Origin of the sequence: Umezawaea sp. Da 62-37 (genome assembly GCF_032460545.1) — a bacterium.
GTDB lineage: Bacteria > Actinomycetota > Actinomycetes > Mycobacteriales > Pseudonocardiaceae > Umezawaea.
The window spans coordinates 11474339-11489996 of the sequence record NZ_CP135965.1 but is presented as its reverse complement, the minus strand read 5'-3'; the positions used below and the strand labels follow the sequence as shown (position 1 = coordinate 11489996).

Genomic DNA, 15658 nt, shown 5'->3' with positions numbered 1-15658 from the left:
ACTCAAGCACTTGTCCGAGGGGGACGTTCCATGACCCAGCACCAGGCCGCACTGGTCACCAACCGACGCGGGACCGGCTGCCCGTTCGCGCCCGACACCGAGCTGGCCGCGATCCGGGACGACACGACCGCGCTGCCCGCGGTCCGGATGGCGCTCAACGGCCAGGACCCGTTCGACGCGCGGGTCGTCACCCGGTACGCCGACGTGCGCCGCGTGCTCGGCGACCAGAGGTTCGCGATGGGGTTCGCGTTCGACCCCGAGCAGCCCCGCACGCTCGGGAACCAGCCCGGCTTCCTGCTGAACCACAACGGACCCGAGCACGCGCGGCTGCGGCGGATGCTGACCGGCGCGTTCACCGTGCGGCGGATCGGGAAGCTGCGGCCGCGCATCGAGGAGGTCGTGACCGGGCGACTGGACGCGATGGCGGCCGCGACCGGACCCGTCGACCTGATGACCGAGTACGCGCTGCCGGTGCCGTCGCTGGTGATCTGCGAGCTGCTCGGCGTGCCCTACGCCGACCGCGACGACTTCCAGCGGCGGACCGAGGTCCTGCTCGCCGGGGCGACCTCCCTGGAGGAGCACCTCGCCACGGTGGCCGGGCTGAACGACTACATGGCCACGATCGTCACCGCCCGCCGCGCCGACCCCGGCGACACGCTGCTCGGCGACCTCGTCCGGGACCACGGGCACGAGCTGAGCGACGACGAGCTGGTCGGCATGGGCAACCTGCTGCTGATCGCGGGGCACGAGACGACGTCGAACATGATCTCGCTGGGCGCGCTGGCGCTGCTGCGGAGCCCGGAGCAGCTCACCTTGGTCCGCGACGACGACTCCGTGACGACCAGCGCGGTGGAGGAGCTGCTGCGCCACCTCGCCATCGCCGCACCCCTGGTCCGGGAGGCGACCGAGGACGTGGTCGTCGGCGCCACCGCCGTGCGGGCGGACGAGCGGGTCGTGGTGTCGCAACTGGCCGCCAACTGGGACCCCGCCTTCGTCGGCGAGAACGCCGACCTTGACGTGCGGCGCAAGCCCCAGCCCCACCTGGCGTTCGGCCACGGCGTGCACCAGTGCCTCGGCCAGCAGTTGGCGCGGATGGAGCTGCGGATCGCGATGCCCGCGCTGCTGCGCCGCTTCCCCGGCCTCCGCCTGGCGGTGCCCGAGGAGGACCTGCGGTTCCGGGTCGACGGGCCGGTCTACGCGGTGCGGTCGCTGCCGGTCACCTGGTGAGCGGGTCCGCGGACGGCCGGTCCAGCGCGTGGGCCACGACCGCGGCACAGGCCCAGCCCGGCAGGCGGCCCCGGCTCGGTGGCCGTCGACCTCCCGAGGCGAGGCGGGCCGGGGCGACGCGGAACACCGGACCGGGTGGTTTGCACGCGTCCGCGGTGGCAGGACCGGAACCGCGGTGCTCGGCTGGTCGGGTGGAGCCGGGAACCACCCGGCACCGAGTCGGAGGTCGTGATGCGAGGTTTCGTGGTGCGTGCCGGTGGACTGGCCGCCGCCGTGGCGATGGCGCTGACAGGAGTGGCGCAGGCCGATCCGTCCACTGCTGATGGCCCCGCGGCCAGGCAGGAAGCGGCGTACTTCGAGTTCACGGCACCGTCCTACAGCGCCGGGTTCGTCGTGAAGATCACCAAACAGGAGGAGATCGACAACGCCCGCGCCATGCTGGCAGACGAGACCGGGAGGCGCTACATCGTCGGCCGGATCGTCAAACGGCCCGCCCCGTACAACCCGCGGTGGTCCTTCCACTACAACCCCGACAGCGTCGCGTTCAGCGACGGGGTCATCGAGGTCTGCGATGCCGGCACCGAGTACGTCGAAGACCACCTGGACGAAGCCGGCGGCGCGTTCCTGCCTGGCCTCATCTGGTGCCCGTGGAGCGCGAAGCTGGTCAGGGAGGTTCCCACGCCCTGACCGGGGCTGACGATCCCGCCCCTGCGGACGGGGAGACCGTCGGCGCGGTCGCGGTCGGTTCGACCGCGACCGCGCCGCTCGGCGTCCGGCCCCGATCCGCTGACCACGGACACCGGTTCGGGGCTGTCGTCGGAGTGATCGGACGGCTACTATCCACGAACTGTTAGGAAAGTTCCCTAACAATCCCTGGTCCGGCCGCCGCCGTGTGCCCGAGGAGACGCGCTGGTGAGCACCCGTCCGATTCGACCCCGACTCCCCCTTCGAACAGCCGTCGTCGCGGCACTGGCCTCGCTGGTCTGCGCGGCGGTCGTCGCGCCGGAAGCGTCCGGTCGACAGCAGTCCACCGCGTCGATGGCGGTCGCCGACGCCCCCGGCACCGCGACCGCCATCCCCGGCTACCTCATCCAGACGTCCACGGGGATCAGCGACGACTCGGCGGTGTCCAAGCCGGGGTTCTCCACCGCCGGGTGGTACCCGGCGGCGTCGCGTTCGACGGTGTACGCGGCGCTGCTGGCGAACAACGTCTACCCCGACCCGTTCTACTCGACGCGGATGCGGGACGTGCCGAAGGCGAACTTCACCGTCCCGTGGTGGTACCGCACGGACCTGACCCTGGACGCCACCGCCCAGCGCACCCACCTCGACTTCAGCGGTGTGCTCTCGAAAGCCGACGTGTGGGTCAACGGCACCAGAGTCGCGACCAAGGACCAGGTCAACGGCGCCTACACCCGGCACGACCTGGACGTGACCGCGCTGGTCCACGAGGGCGTGAACGCGGTGGCGTTCAAGGTCTACCCGAACGACCCGCTCAAGGACCTCTCGATGGGCTGGATCGACTGGGCGCAGACGCCGCCGGACCAGAACATGGGCATCGTGCGGGACGTGCTGGTGCGGCGCAGCGGCCCGGTCGCGCTGCGCGGCGAGCACGTCGTCACGAAGCTGGCCGTGCCCGCGCTGAACCACGTGGACCTGACCGTGAAGGCGGACGTCCGCAACGACTCCTCGGCGGCGGTCTCCACCGTGGTCTCGGGCACCGTGGCGGGCCGGGCGATCAGCCAGACGGTCTCGCTGGCGGCCAAGGAGAAGAAGACGGTGACCTTCGGGGTCGTCGGCGTGGACAACCCGAACGTGTGGTGGCCCGCGGACATGGGCGGCCAGCCGCTCTACGACCTGGACCTCACCGCGGCCGTGGCGGGCACGACGTCGGACACGGCGCACTCGCGCTTCGGCGTCCGCGACGTCAAGGCGGCGCTGAACTCCAGCGGCGGCAGGCAGTACACGATCAACGGCCGGAACCTGCTGATCCGCGGCGGCGGCTGGTCCCCCGACCTGTTCCTGCGCTGGAACACCACCTACGCGTCCGACAAGCTCAAGTACGTCAAGGACCTCGGCCTCAACACCGTGCGCCTGGAAGGGCACATCGAGCCCGACGAGTTCTTCGACCTGGCCGACCAGTACGGCGTGCTGACCATGCCGGGCTGGGAGTGCTGCGACAAGTGGGAGGGCCAGGTCAACGGCGGCGAGGCCGGGGACGCCTGGACCGCGGCGGACTACCCGATCGCGAAGGCGTCGATGACCGGCGAGGCCGAGCGGCTGCGCGACCACCCCAGCGTGATCTCGTTCCACATCGGCAGCGACTTCGCGCCCGACGCGACCATCGAGAAGGGCTACCTCGACGCGCTCACCGCCGCCGACTGGCCGACCCCGGTCGTCCCGGCGGCCTCGGCGAAGTCCTCGCCGCAACTGGGCGCGTCCGGCATGAAGATGAACGGCCCGTACGACTACGTGCCGCCGAACTACTGGTACGACAAGGCGCACACCGACAGCGGCGGCGCGTGGAACTTCAACTCCGAGACCAGCGCCGGGCCCAGCATCCCCACCACCGACACGCTCAACCGGATGATGTCGGCGAGCGAGCTGAACACGCTGTGGACCAGTCCCTCGACGGCCCAGTACCACCGCTCGTCGTCCTCGACGTTCGGCAACCTGAAGCTGTTCGGCGACGCGCTCGCCAAGCGCTACGGCGCCACGACGAGCCTGGCGGACTTCACCCGCAAGGCCCAGCTCGCGCAGTACGAGAACGTGCGCGCGGAGTTCGAGTCGCACGCCCGCAACGCGACGGACGCTTCGAACCCTTCGACGGGGCTGATCTACTGGATGCTGAACAGCGGTTGGACGTCGCTGCACTGGCAGCTGTTCGACACCTACCTCGACCAGAACGGCGCGTACTACGGCGCCAAGAAGGCCAACGAGGAGCTGCACATCCAGTACTCCTACGACTCCAGGTCGGTCGTCGTGGTCAACCGCGACCACGCGGCGGCGAGCGGGCTGACGGCGAGCGTCAAGCTGTTCAACCTGGACGGCACGGAGAAGTACACCCAGACGTCCACGGGCGTCTCGGTGGGCGGCGACGGCGCCAAGACCAGCGTGGTGACGATCCCGGCGGTGACCGGTCTGTCCACGACGTACCTGGCGAAGCTCGTGCTTAGCGACTCCGCGGGCAGGGAGGTCAGCCGCAACGTGTACTGGCTGTCCACCAAGGCGGACACGCTGGACTGGGCCAACACCGACTGGTACTACACGCCCACCACGGCGTCGGCGGACCTGACGGGCCTCGCCGGGCTGGCCACCGCGCCGGTGACCACGACCGCGACCTCCACCACGGGGTCGGACGGCGACACCACCACCACGGTCGTGCTGAGGAACACCTCGACCGGCAAGGTCCCGGCGTTCTACGTCGACGCGCACGTCGTTGGCGCGGCGGGCGCGCCGGTGCTCCCGGTCCAGTGGAACGACAACGCGGTCAGCCTGTGGCCGGGCGAGTCGACCACGCTCACCGCGAAGTACCGCACGTCCGACCTGAAGGGCGCGTCCCCGTCCGTCCGGGTGTCCGGCTGGAACACCGGCACCCGGACCGTGCCCGCCAACGGCGGCGGCGGTGGCACACCGGTCGACTACCAGGCGGAGGACGGCGCGGTCGTCCAGGGCGTGGTCGAGTCCAACCACGCGGGCTTCACCGGGACCGGGTTCGTCAACTACGACAACGCGGCGGGCAGCTCGGTCGAGTGGACCGTCGACGCCGCCGCGGCGGGACCGGTCGACGTCGTCGTCCGATTCGCCAACGGCACGGCGGCCAACCGGCCGATGACGTTCAGCGTGAACGGCACGACCGGGCCGACCGGGGTCGCGTTCGCGGGCACCGGGGCGTGGACGACCTGGCAGACGGCCACCGTGCGGCTCACGCTCGCGGCGGGGGTGAACAGGATCAAGGCGGTGGCGACGACCGCCGACGGAGGACCCAACGTCGACAGGATCACCCTGTGAGGGGGACCGGGTCCGCCGCGGGGCTCCCGCGACGGACCCGGTCGTTCAGGGGGTGTCGGCGGAGTGCCAGGGGCGGACCTGCCGGGCCGCGCACACGACCCAGCCCGCCGCGACGACGCCGACCAGGCTGATCAGCCGGTAGAGCACGACGGCGGGCAGCGCCTGCGCGGCCGGGATGCCGCCCGCGACGAACGTGAGCACGAGGGCGGCGTCCACGACGCCGAGCCCGCCCGGCAGGGGCGAGAGCCCGGAGGTCGACATGCCCGCGGTGAAGGCGACGAGCAGCAGCGGCAGCGTCACGCCGTGCACGCCGAGCGCCGCCGCGCACGCGGCCAGGCAGGCCGCGTCGAACGCCCAGTTGAGCAGCGCGAGTCCGGTCGACGCGACCCAGTCGCGGCCGGTGGGACGTACGGTCCCGAGCTGCGTCACGAGGTCGCCGAGGCCCTCGACGCCGGTCTCCACCGGACGGCGGCGGAGCCTGTTCACCCGGCGGAGCACCCATTGGCCTGCGGTGACCAGCAGGTGGGGGCGCCGCATGACCCAGCGGACGGCCAAGCCCGCGGCGACCAGGCCCGCGGCCTCGACCGCCAGCTGGTCCCAGCTCCCCCGGCCGCGCACCAGCACCGCGGCCATCAGGGCCACGACGCCCAGCGACGCCGTCGACACGAGCCCGCCGGCCACCAGGCACCAGGTCGCGACGGCGCTGCTGGCGCCCGCGCCGCGCATCCAGCGGAAGTTGTAGGCGGTGGAGAACGCCGGGCCGCCGGGCAGGGTCGCGTGCAGCGAGTTCGCCACCAGCGCGGCCTCGACCGAGTCGCGCACCGACGCCCGGATGCCCGCCGCGAGCAGCAGCCGCCGCCTGGTCAGCGCGAACATCACCATCGACATCGCCACCGCGAGGATGGCGACGGCGGACCAGACCGCGTCGACGTTCGCGAGCGACGTCGCCGCCTCCTCCAGCGTCGGCGCGACCAGGAAGCCCTCGACCGCGAGCAGCACGGCCACCGCGCCGCCCGCCGCGATCCGCAGCCGCCGCTTCCGCGCCGCCGCCGGATCGACCTCGGCGATGGCGACGGGCGCGCGGAAGGTCAGCTCGGTCATGCCACGAGCATCCCTCCCGGACATGTGACCTCCCTGTGCGCGCACCACCCGATCCGTTCCACACTAGACGGTGCGAATTGGGGAAGTGTTGCCGTTCAACGGTTTCCCGAAACCCCGCGAGACGGGGATCACAAGTGGCGCACAGGATGTTCACAGGTCCCGCCCGCGTGGGGACGGTGCGTGAACAATGGCGGCCACAGCACCGACGAACGGAGCAGGCGATGACCGAGCCCCACCAGGACGAGCAGCAGGCGATCGAGGGCGAGATCGTCGAGACGACCGACGCTCCCCCGCCGGTCGTGCCCGCCTTCGACTACACCGACGACGGAGTGCCGACGTTCGACTACGTGCGGGACCGGATCGAGAACCGGGTGGGCACCGCGTCGGCCTCGACCGAGCTGGCTGGCGGGGCTCCGGAGGCCGCGTCGGTCGACGAGCAGCTGGCCGAGCGCGACCGGGCGGGCCGCGACAAGCTGGAGGAGATCCGCCGCGCTATGCGGGGTGAGTGACCGCCGCACGCCGCAGGAAGTCGTCGACCAGTCCGTGCACGAAGGCCTGGTCGACCGGGTCGCCGGTCACCAGGACGCGGTAGTAGAGCGGCGCCAGCAGGCGTTCGGTCTCGGCCGCCGCGTCCAGACCGGCGGGCAGCCGACCGCGTTCGGCCGCCCGTTCCAGGGGCAGCCGGTCACGGCGGCGCTGCTCGTCCAGGTAGCGGGCGCGGAAGACGGCGGCGAACGCCGGGTCGTGCTGCGCCTGGCCGATCAGCGCCCGGAACACCGCGCCCGCGTCCGAACCGCCGAGGAACAGGGCGAGGGCGTCGAGGTGGGCGCGCAGGTCGCGGTCCAGGTCGCCGTGGTCGGCCGGGGTCAGGTGCTGGGCCGCGTCCTCGAGGAAGGCGTCCAGCAGGACCTCGGTCTTGGAACCCCACCAGCGGTAGATCGTCTGCTTGGCGACCCCGGCGGCCGCCGCGATCCCCTCCATCGTCACGCCCGCGAACCCCTTCTCGACCAGCAGTCCGTCGGCGGCGTGCAGCACCGCCTGCCGGGCGTCCTCGCTGCGCTGGTGCCGGTTGCCGTGGTGGCGCGTTCCCATGCCGCCGAGCCTAGTGCGTTCTAGGCAAGACGCAACGTTGCGTCTACTCTGGCTGGCATGACACGTACCAGCACGTTGCAGGACCTAGGAGTCGAACGCGCCCTCAGCCGGATGTTCGCGCGGGCGGAGCACGGCGACGTCACGTCGGACGCGCTCGTCGCCGATCGCCCCACCGGGTACGTGCCGACCACGTCGCAGGAGCGCGCCGACGAGGGCGCCGCGATCTGCATGCCGATCTCCGCCGAGTGCGGCAGGCTGCTCCACACCCTCGTCCGCGCCTCCCGCCCGACCACCGTCGTCGAGTTCGGCACCTCGTTCGGCATCTCCACCCTCCACCTCGCCGCCGCCGTGCGGGACAACGGCCGCGGCCACGTCTTCACCACCGAACTCAGCCGCACCAAGACCACCGCGGCACGCCGCACGTTCACCGAGACCGGGCTGGACGACGTCGTCACCGTGCTCGAGGGCGACGCCCTGGACACCCTCACGACCCTCGACGGCCCCGTCGACCTCGTCCTGCTCGACGGCTGGAAGGACCTCTGCCTCCCCGTCCTCCACCTCCTCGAACCCCACCTCTCCCCCGGCGCCCTCGTCGTCGCCGACGACACCACCTTCACGTCGATGGCCCCGTACCTCGCCTACGTCCGCACCCCGTCCAACGGCTACCAGTCCGTGGACTTCCCGGTCGAGGACGGCATGGAGATCAGCTGCCGGGTCTGAGGATCGGCCTGCACCGTTCGCAGTGGTCGCGGCCGGACCGGGTTCCGGTTCGGCGAAGGTCGACCGGCGGCAGGGGCGTCCATCGAAGACGCCCCCACCCCGACTACCGCACCGACCAGCGCTGGGCGGCGGTGTTGTTGCAGTCGTAGAGCTGCACGCGCGTGCCGTTGACCGTGCCGCTGGACGTCACGTCGACGCACTTGCCCGACCCCGCGCCCACGATGGTGCCGTTGGTGGTGAAGGTGAACTTCTGCGCCGCCGACGAGTTGCACGTCCACAGCTGGATCTTCGTGCCGTTCGCCGTGCCGTTGGCGTTCACGTCCAGGCAGCGGCCGTAGGAGCGCAGTTCGCCCGCGGCGGTGCGGGTCCAGCGCTGGTTGGCCACGCCTAGGCAGTCCCAGAGCTGGATCTGCGTGCCGTCGGCGGTGCCCGCGCCGTCGGCGTCGAGGCAGCGGGTCGACTGGGGGTTGGACAGGACGACGTCGCCGCCGACCGGTGGGACGGCGACGGTCGTCAGGCTGCCGGGCACGGACTGGAGGGCGGAGAACCAGCGGGCGCCCATCTTGTCGTAGCCCGCCTGGTTCGGGTGGACGCCATCGGCCAGGTCGGCGGTGGTGATGGCCGAGTGCATGTCCACCAGGTGGGTCTTCGCGCCCTTCTGCGACACGATGCCGGGCACGGTGGCGTTGAACGCCTGCACGCGCGACTCCTGCGTCGCGTCGCTCTCCGGGGTGATCTGGGCGACGAACAGCTCGACCTGGGGCGCGTTGGCCCGGATCTTGTCGATCAGCGCGGACAGCCGCGCGGGGGCGTTGGCGATGTCGTAGTTCTGGTTCATGTCGTTGGTGCCGATGTGCAGCAGGACCGTGCGCGGATTGGAGTTCGCCAGCCAGCCGACGATGTTCGCGTCGAGCTGGTCGATGCGCCACCCGGAGTGGCCCTCGTGGTCGTGGTCGCCGAGCGCGGCGGGGCCGTTGACGCCGGAGCCGACGAAGTCGACGGTCTGCCCGGCGGCGGCCATCCGCTGCCACAGGTTGATCCGGTAGCCGCCGGGAACGTTGTAGCCGTCGGTGATGGAGTCGCCGAGCGGCATCACCCGCACGCCGCCGTTGGACTCGGCGGCCTGTGCGGGCGCGGTCGTGGTCACCGCCATCCCGGCGGCGAGCACGAGTCCGAGCCCTGCGGCACCGAGCCGCCTGAGGTTCCAGCGCATAGCCGATCCTTTCGTCCGTACCGCCCCGGCGCCGGGGACCCCCGTCAGGATCGGGAGAACTTCTGGTTCCCGGCGCCGGTGCAGGTGGAGATGGCGAACAGGGTGCCGTTGGCGGTGCCGTGGCCGGTGGCGTCCAGGCACTTGCCGGAGCCAACGCCGACGACCGCGCCGCCGGAGCCGACCCGCCACTGCTGGGCGGTCGTTCCGGTGCAGTCGGTGATCTGGACGGCCGTCCCGTCGGCGGTGCCGCCGCCCGCGGCCTCCAGGCACTTGGCGTCGTACACCTTGAGCTGGTTGGTCGCCGTGGAGGTCCACGTCTGGTTGGCGCCGCCGTTGCAGTCCCACAGCGCGGGCCGGGTGCCGTTGGTCTGCTCGAACGCGGGCACGTCCACGCACCGGCCGGACTCCTGGCCCTTGAGGAACCCGGTGGTGTCGGCCCGCGCCCACTTCTGGTTCCCGCCGCCGTTGCAGCCCCAGATCACCAGCGCCGTGCCGGGCGCGGTCCCGCGGGCGTTGGCGTCCAGGCACTTGCCGGACCCGACGACCGTGCCGTCGGAGTTCACGGTCCACTGCTGAGTGCTCGCCCCGGTGCAGTCGTTGATCCGCACCGCGGTCCCGTCGGCGGTGCCGCCCGCGTCCAGGCACTTGTCGCCGTAGACCCTCAACTCCTTGGCGGGGGTGGCCGTCCAGCTCTGGTTGTCGCCGCCGGTGCAGTCCCACAACGCGACCGCGGTGCCGTTGGCGTGGCTCGCGGCGGGCACGTCGACGCAGATGCCGGACTCCACGCCCTTGAGGTAGCCGCCGAAGTCGCCGGGCGGGTTGGGCGTGACGGAGAGGTTGTCGAACAGGTTCGTCTGGTAGCCCACGACGCCGACCCCGACGAGTCCGGCGGTGAACGAGTTGTCGGTGACCGCGCCGAGCGTCGCGCCGTCGGCGGTGGCGGTGATCCGGTTGCCGGAGAAGCCGAGCTTGAGGGTGTGCCAGGAGTTCAGCCCCAGCGCGGACCGGGTGCCGGAGGCGAGGGTGGTCAGCACGCCGCCGCTGCTGTTCTTCGCGATCGACCACGCGCCGGTGTCGGCGACGCGCAGCTGGTAGGCGGCCTGCCTGCCCTGCGGCCGGTTCTGCGTGTTCGCCCGGCCCAGCAACGTGACCGTGCCCGCCTGCTGCATGTCCACGTCGACGCTCACCGCGTAGTCGGCCCACGACGGGTCGCCGAGCAGGCCGTAGGCGTCGCTGTCGTCCTGCCACTCGATCGGCCTGACCGGCGCGACCTGCTGGAGGCACTTGCCCGCGCGACCGGCCGCGCAGGGGCGGACCTCGAACGAGCCCTGCATGTCGGAGAAGTACTTCGCCTCCTTGCGCACGGCGTAGGACTCGAAATCGTCGGCGTGGGGCAGGCCGAGCGACCCGGCGGCCGGGCTCGTGGCGGTGCCCTTGGCCTGCCCGGTCGTCGTGGTGACGGTGTAGATCCGGTTCGGTTGCAGGGTCAGCGAATACGCCCCGCCGGACGGGGTGATGTCGGCCTGCTTCACGAAGTAGTCCGCGGTGTTCGACGAGCCCAGGTCGGTCGACCACACGTGCGCGGCGCCGGTCTTCAGGCCGCCGGACACGGCGACGTCCAAGGTCTGCGCGGCCGCGGCGCCGGTCGTCTCGTAGACGGTGGAGTAGTCGGTGCCGTTGGTGGACTTCAGCGAGATGTAGCTGCCGTTGGCGCGGTTCCCGCCGAGGTAGCCGCTCGCCGTGCCGGTGAGGAACTTCCAGCCGGGCTGGGTGAACTGGGCGACCTGGGCGTTGGCCCACAGGCTCTTGCCGAGCTGGTAGGCGCCGGACCACGGGGTGTTCGCGGTGGCGAGGGCGACCGTGCTGTAGGGCAGGGTCGAGTACAGCGCGGCCACCAGCGGCCAGTTCATGAACCCGGTCATCTGCCCGTCGAGGTAGCCGCGGGTGATGGTGCGGATGTAGGGCGCCGAGCCGGTGTTGAAGTCCTGCGAGCCGAACTCGCTGGCCCACAGGGGTTTCCCGGTCGCGACCGCGTTCGCCGACGTGCCGCACGACGTGGCGTCGGACAGGTAGCCGCACGGGTAGTGCGAGCCCACCACGCTCACGGCGGCGTTGAACTGGGGGTCGCGGAGCATGTCGTCTGCGGTGTCCCAGCCGGTGTCGTCGCCGACGATCTGCACCGAGCCGTAGCCGCGCGCGTCCAGCGCCGACCGGAGGTTCTCGTACCAGGCCAGGTTCCGGCCGCGTTCGTTCCAGCCGCCGAGGTAGCCGATGGTCAGGCCGTGCGACTTGGCGCAGTCGAGCCAGGAGATGTCGTAGTCGATCATGTCCTGGGACCAGAAGTTCCCGCCGCCGATCCAGCCCGGCGCCGCCCACGGCAGCGCCACGAGCTTGATCGCGGGGTTGCGGGCGACGGCCTCGGCGCCCAGCCAGAACTCGTAGCCGACGTTGCAGTCGATCTCCCCGCGCACGTGCTGGTGGCTCGGTTCGGCGCCGTCGGTGGAGTTCGCGTCGCCGCCGATCTCCAGTTTCAACAACTGAACAGCGGCGCCGTAGTTCGGCTTGAAGAGGTAGTCCAGGATCTGCGCGCGCTGCGCGGGCGGGTAGTCGACCAGCAGCCGGGAATTCCCACCGCCACCGCTGATGGCGCCGACGCCGTCGAACGTCCTACCGGTGCTCGCGCCGTTCACCGCGACCGACGTCGTGGCCGCCACGGCCGCGCCACCGGCGGGAATCGCCATCGCCGAACCGGCCAACAATGCGCCCACGACCAGGCAGGTGAACCGGCGAGCCCTCACGACGAGTACCGCGACGTGCTTTTCATGGCTGTCTCCTTTGACAGGCCATGACACCGGTTGGCGACCCGGCGTGGTTTCCGGCCGAAACCGTCTGCCATTCCGGGCGGTCCGGCGCCGTGTCAATTGGTCCGGTATTCGCGATACGGCCCCACTATTCGGGGAAATCCGCCGGGCTGTCAACGAAAGGTCGGTGATCCTGTCCGGGTTGTCAGCCCGCGCGGGACAACTGCGACCGAACGGCCCACGCCGGTCGTCGCACGGCGTCCGGCGCGGCGGTCGCGCACCGCGCCGGACCGCCCGTCACGCCTCGGAGCCGGTCAGCATCGCCAGGGTCAGCACCCCGCCCGACACGCCCCAGCCGCCGTCGGCGACCTCCTCCACCAGCACCATCGTGGTGGCGCGGGCGCGGTCGCCGAACACCTCGGCGTACAGGTCGGTCACCTTGACGACCAGCTCCTCCTTCTGCGCGGCGGACAGCGTCCCCGCGGGGACCTTCAGGTTGGCGAACGGCATCGTCTGTCTCCCACTGCTCGGTGTTGTCACCACGACGATGACCCCGGCGCGGGGCGACGACCAGTTGCCGTCCACCCAGGGGTCAGCACCCCCTGGCTCGGCCGGGGCGGCCGCCGCACACTGGTGGCGTGAACCTGTCCGAACTCGGCGCCTTCCTGCGGTCGCGACGCGCCCGGATCACGCCCGCCGAGGTCGGGCTGACCACCGGCCCGCGCCGCCGCGTGCCCGGTCTGCGGCGCGACGAGGTCGCCACCCTCGCGGGCGCGTCGGTGGACTACTACATCGAGCTGGAACGCGGCCGCGGCACGCAGCCGTCGGCGCAGATGCTGACGGCGCTCGCCAGGGCGCTGCGGCTGGACCACGACGAGCGCGACCACCTGTTCCGGCTCGCCGACCGGCTGCCGCCCGCGGCGCACGGGACGTCGGCGCACGTGCAGCCCGCGATGCTCGCGCTGCTGGACCGGCTCGACACGACCCCGGCGCAGATCATCACCGACCTGCACGAGACGCTCGTGCAGAACCGGCTGGCCGAGGCGCTGATGGGGCCGCCGCCGCACACCTCCGGGCCGGAGGCGAGCTTCGTGCACCGGTGGTTCACCGACCCCGGCGCGCGGTCGATCTACCCGGAGGACGACCACCCGCACCACTCGCGGGTGCTGGTCCACGACCTGCGCGCGGCCGTCGCCCGCCGCGGCGACGACGCCGGGGCCACCGCGATGGTGGCCCGACTGCGCCGGGCCAGCCGCGAGTTCGCCGACCTGTGGGACACCGGCGACGTGGCCGTGCGCCGCGGCGACCGCAAGCGCGTCAACCACCCGGAACTGGGCGAGATCGACGTGCACTGCCAGAACCTGTTCAGCGAGGACGGCGGGCAGCGGCTCCAGTTCTTCACCGCGCCGCCGGGCAGCCCGGCCGTCGAGCAGTTGGGGCTGCTCGCGGTCATCGGCGTCCAGCGGCTCGGCGACGACCGCCTCCCGGCCGAGGACGGCGCGGCACCGAGGTGGTGACGGGCGCTACTTCGCGACCTTGTCGGCCTCGACGACCGCCTGCTTCCACGCCTCTTCGGGCTTGGTGCCGTGCTCGACGGCCTGGAGCGCGTCGCTGAACACCTTGTCCTGGATCTGCCCGGACCCCGGCCCCTTGTGCTGCGCGGCCGGGACCTTGTTGGCCTGCTCGGCGAACAGCGCGCCGACCTTGGCGTTGCCGAAGTAGGAGTTGGTCTGGTTGAGCAGCGCGGGCGAGAGCAGCGCCTCGTTCTGGCTCGGGAACGCGCCCTTCGCGGTGAACGCCTTGATCTGCTGCTCCGGCGCGGTCAGCCACGCGGCCAGCTCGGCGGCCTCCTTGGGGTGCTTGCTCTGCTTGGGCACGGTCAGGAACGACCCGCCCCAGTTGCCCGCGCCGCCGGGGAACGCGGCCGTGACGGCCCACTTGTCCTGGTTCTCCGGGCCCGCCTGCGCCTCGATCACGCCGAGCATCCAGGACGGGCAGGTCTTCGTGGCGAAGGTGGCGTTCTTGAACGCGGCGTTCCACTCGTCGCTGAACGCGACCAGGTTCGCGGACTGGCCGCCCTGGACCGCGGCGGTGACCTGGTCCCAGTCCGCCTTGACGGCGGGGTTGGACTCCACGACGAGCTTGTCGTCCAGGTCGTAGTAGCCGACCTTGTTCTGGTTGATCATCGCGTTGAACACCTGGGACGCGCTGTCGAACCAGGCCTTCCCGCCGGAGTTCTCGACGAACTTGTCGCCCGCGGCGAAGTACTTCTCCCAGGTGGAGAACAGGTCGCCGACGGCCTCGGGGTCCGACGGCAGCCCGACCGCGTCGAACAGGTCGCGGCGGTAGCACATCGCCATCGGGCCGATGTCGGTCCCGTAGCCGATCAGCTCGCCGTCCTTGGTGCTGGCCTCGTCGGACTTCCACTGCAGCCAGCGCTCCGCCGTGACGTCGGAGGGCCCTATCTCACCGAGGTCGTTGAACTGGTCCGCCTTGGCCATGACCTGGGCGATCCAGCCCTCCTCGACGGCTTCGACGTCGGCGAGACCGGATCCGGCGGCCATGTTCGCGAACAGGGCCTGGTGGTGGTCGTCGGCCTTGCCGGTCTTGCGGTGCACGATCCTGATGTGCGGGTGGGTGTCCTGGTACTGCTTGAGCAGGTCCTCGTAGCCGAACTCGTTGAAGGTCGCGATGGAGAGTTCGACGTCTTCGGTGGCCGCCGCGTCCCCGCCACCGCCGCCGCAGGCGGTCGTGACGGCGAGCAGGGCGACGCAGAGCACAGCGGGGACGCGTCTGAGCGGGCGGTGCGGCACTTGAGGACTCCTCTGCCGGGGAAAACCGAGGCTGGGAGCGCTCCCAGACTGGGAGTCTGGGCGTGTCGCACGGGGAGTGTCAAGCGCTTGTGTCCACCCTGTTACCGGCGGACTCCCAAGCTCCTGATCAGCGAGTATAGCGGGGTCCACTCGCGAATGGACATTCGACGCGCCGACGAATTCCCCTGTTCCGGAGTGTTCGCGACGGACCGCGCACGCCCCGGAACACGGGGTCATCGGGAGGTCAGAAGTCGTCGGCCTCGGTCAGCTCGTGCTCGAAGGCGTCCGCATGCGCCACGAGCAGCCGCAACGGGCGTTCGAACTCCTCCTGGACGCTCAGGTCCACCAGCGGCACGGTGTGCTTGAGCAGCGCCACGCCGTCCACGACCGCGGCGCCGCCGACGATCGTCGTGCCCGCCAGTTCCAGCAGCCGTGCCGCGTCGACCTTGTCCGCCCAGCCGACCGGCGAGGAGATCTCGATCCACTCCACACCGTCGCCGTCGGGCACGTGGTGCAGCGACACCTGCTGGTCGCGGTCGTCCGCGGTGTCGAGCCGGAACCGCAGCCAGTCGTCCGACTCCTCCAGCACCTCGTACCGGACCCGGACATAGTTGATCACTTCGGACCAGGTGGTCACCGTTTTGTCGCCTCTCGCCTGCCAGATCTTCACGCGGGGAGCA

13 protein-coding genes are annotated in these 15658 nt (G+C 71.4%); 6 read left to right on the top strand and 7 right to left on the bottom strand.

From position 1 onward, the window contains the following. Positions 1–30 precede the first annotated feature (30 nt). The 3 genes from RM788_RS51460 (at position 31) to RM788_RS51450 (ending at position 5238) form a co-directional block, all read left to right on the top strand. Positions 31–1227 (top strand): cytochrome P450, encoded by a 1197-nt coding sequence (locus RM788_RS51460; protein WP_315929129.1) that lies wholly within the window; start codon positions 31–33, stop codon positions 1225–1227. 231 nt (positions 1228–1458) lie between these two features. Next, positions 1459–1914, top strand: a complete 456-nt coding sequence (locus tag RM788_RS51455) for a BP74-related protein (protein WP_315929128.1) — start codon at positions 1459–1461, stop codon at positions 1912–1914. A 351-nt stretch (positions 1915–2265) separates the two neighbouring features. After that, positions 2266–5238, top strand: a complete 2973-nt coding sequence (locus tag RM788_RS51450; RefSeq protein ID WP_399345325.1) for a glycosyl hydrolase 2 galactose-binding domain-containing protein — start codon at positions 2266–2268, stop codon at positions 5236–5238. A 45-nt stretch (positions 5239–5283) separates the two neighbouring features. On the opposite strand, the gene RM788_RS51445 is transcribed toward RM788_RS51450, so the two are convergent. Next, positions 5284–6339, bottom strand: a complete 1056-nt coding sequence (locus tag RM788_RS51445) for a lysylphosphatidylglycerol synthase transmembrane domain-containing protein (protein ID WP_315929126.1) — start codon at positions 6337–6339, stop codon at positions 5284–5286. Between the two features lie 221 nt (positions 6340–6560). Here RM788_RS51445 and RM788_RS51440 point away from each other — a divergent pair, with 221 nt between their 5' ends. Next, complete coding sequence (locus RM788_RS51440) at positions 6561–6848, top strand: hypothetical protein (protein WP_315929125.1); 288 nt, start codon at positions 6561–6563, stop codon at positions 6846–6848. On the opposite strand, the gene RM788_RS51435 is transcribed toward RM788_RS51440, so the two are convergent. After that, positions 6832–7431 (bottom strand): TetR/AcrR family transcriptional regulator, encoded by a 600-nt coding sequence (locus tag RM788_RS51435; RefSeq protein WP_315929124.1) that lies wholly within the window; start codon positions 7429–7431, stop codon positions 6832–6834. The two genes, RM788_RS51440 and RM788_RS51435, sit on opposite strands and share 17 nt — an antisense overlap. Positions 7432–7488: 57 nt before the next feature. Here RM788_RS51435 and RM788_RS51430 point away from each other — a divergent pair, with 57 nt between their 5' ends. After that, complete coding sequence (locus RM788_RS51430) at positions 7489–8151, top strand: O-methyltransferase (protein ID WP_315929123.1); 663 nt, start codon at positions 7489–7491, stop codon at positions 8149–8151. Positions 8152–8254: 103 nt separating this feature from the next. On the opposite strand, the gene RM788_RS51425 is transcribed toward RM788_RS51430, so the two are convergent. From RM788_RS51425 to RM788_RS51415, 3 genes are all read right to left on the bottom strand, one after another. Then, positions 8255–9364, bottom strand: a complete 1110-nt coding sequence (locus RM788_RS51425; RefSeq protein ID WP_315929122.1) for a ricin-type beta-trefoil lectin domain protein — start codon at positions 9362–9364, stop codon at positions 8255–8257. A 44-nt stretch (positions 9365–9408) separates the two neighbouring features. Next, a complete protein-coding gene (locus RM788_RS51420) occupies positions 9409–12162 on the bottom strand; it encodes a ricin-type beta-trefoil lectin domain protein (protein ID WP_315929121.1) in 2754 nt (917 codons plus the stop codon). 300 nt (positions 12163–12462) lie between these two features. After that, positions 12463–12675 carry a tautomerase family protein gene (locus tag RM788_RS51415; RefSeq protein ID WP_315929120.1) on the bottom strand — a complete coding sequence of 71 codons (213 nt, stop codon included), beginning with the start codon at positions 12673–12675 and terminating at the stop codon, positions 12463–12465. Positions 12676–12803: 128 nt separating this feature from the next. Between RM788_RS51415 and RM788_RS51410 the strand changes: the two genes are divergently transcribed. Then, positions 12804–13682 (top strand): helix-turn-helix transcriptional regulator, encoded by an 879-nt coding sequence (locus RM788_RS51410; protein WP_315929119.1) that lies wholly within the window; start codon positions 12804–12806, stop codon positions 13680–13682. Between the two features lie 6 nt (positions 13683–13688). On the opposite strand, the gene RM788_RS51405 is transcribed toward RM788_RS51410, so the two are convergent. Continuing rightward, positions 13689–14945: an extracellular solute-binding protein gene (locus RM788_RS51405; RefSeq protein ID WP_399345323.1), complete on the bottom strand. Its 1257-nt coding sequence runs from the start codon at positions 14943–14945 to the stop codon at positions 13689–13691. A gap of 277 nt (positions 14946–15222) precedes the next feature. Further along, positions 15223–15615, bottom strand: coding sequence for a hypothetical protein (locus RM788_RS51400; RefSeq protein WP_315929117.1), 393 nt, complete (start codon positions 15613–15615; stop codon positions 15223–15225). Positions 15616–15658 lie beyond the last annotated feature (43 nt).

Coding starts and splice junctions, on each gene's coding strand:
- RM788_RS51460 (WP_315929129.1), top strand. CDS start 31: ATGACCCAGCACCAGGCCGCACTGGTCACCAACCGACGCGGGACCGGC.
- RM788_RS51455 (WP_315929128.1), top strand. CDS start 1,459: ATGCGAGGTTTCGTGGTGCGTGCCGGTGGACTGGCCGCCGCCGTGGCG.
- RM788_RS51450 (WP_399345325.1), top strand. CDS start 2,266: ATGGCGGTCGCCGACGCCCCCGGCACCGCGACCGCCATCCCCGGCTAC.
- RM788_RS51445 (WP_315929126.1), bottom strand. CDS start 6,339: ATGACCGAGCTGACCTTCCGCGCGCCCGTCGCCATCGCCGAGGTCGAT.
- RM788_RS51440 (WP_315929125.1), top strand. CDS start 6,561: ATGACCGAGCCCCACCAGGACGAGCAGCAGGCGATCGAGGGCGAGATC.
- RM788_RS51435 (WP_315929124.1), bottom strand. CDS start 7,431: ATGGGAACGCGCCACCACGGCAACCGGCACCAGCGCAGCGAGGACGCC.
- RM788_RS51430 (WP_315929123.1), top strand. CDS start 7,489: ATGACACGTACCAGCACGTTGCAGGACCTAGGAGTCGAACGCGCCCTC.
- RM788_RS51425 (WP_315929122.1), bottom strand. CDS start 9,364: ATGCGCTGGAACCTCAGGCGGCTCGGTGCCGCAGGGCTCGGACTCGTG.
- RM788_RS51415 (WP_315929120.1), bottom strand. CDS start 12,675: ATGCCGTTCGCCAACCTGAAGGTCCCCGCGGGGACGCTGTCCGCCGCG.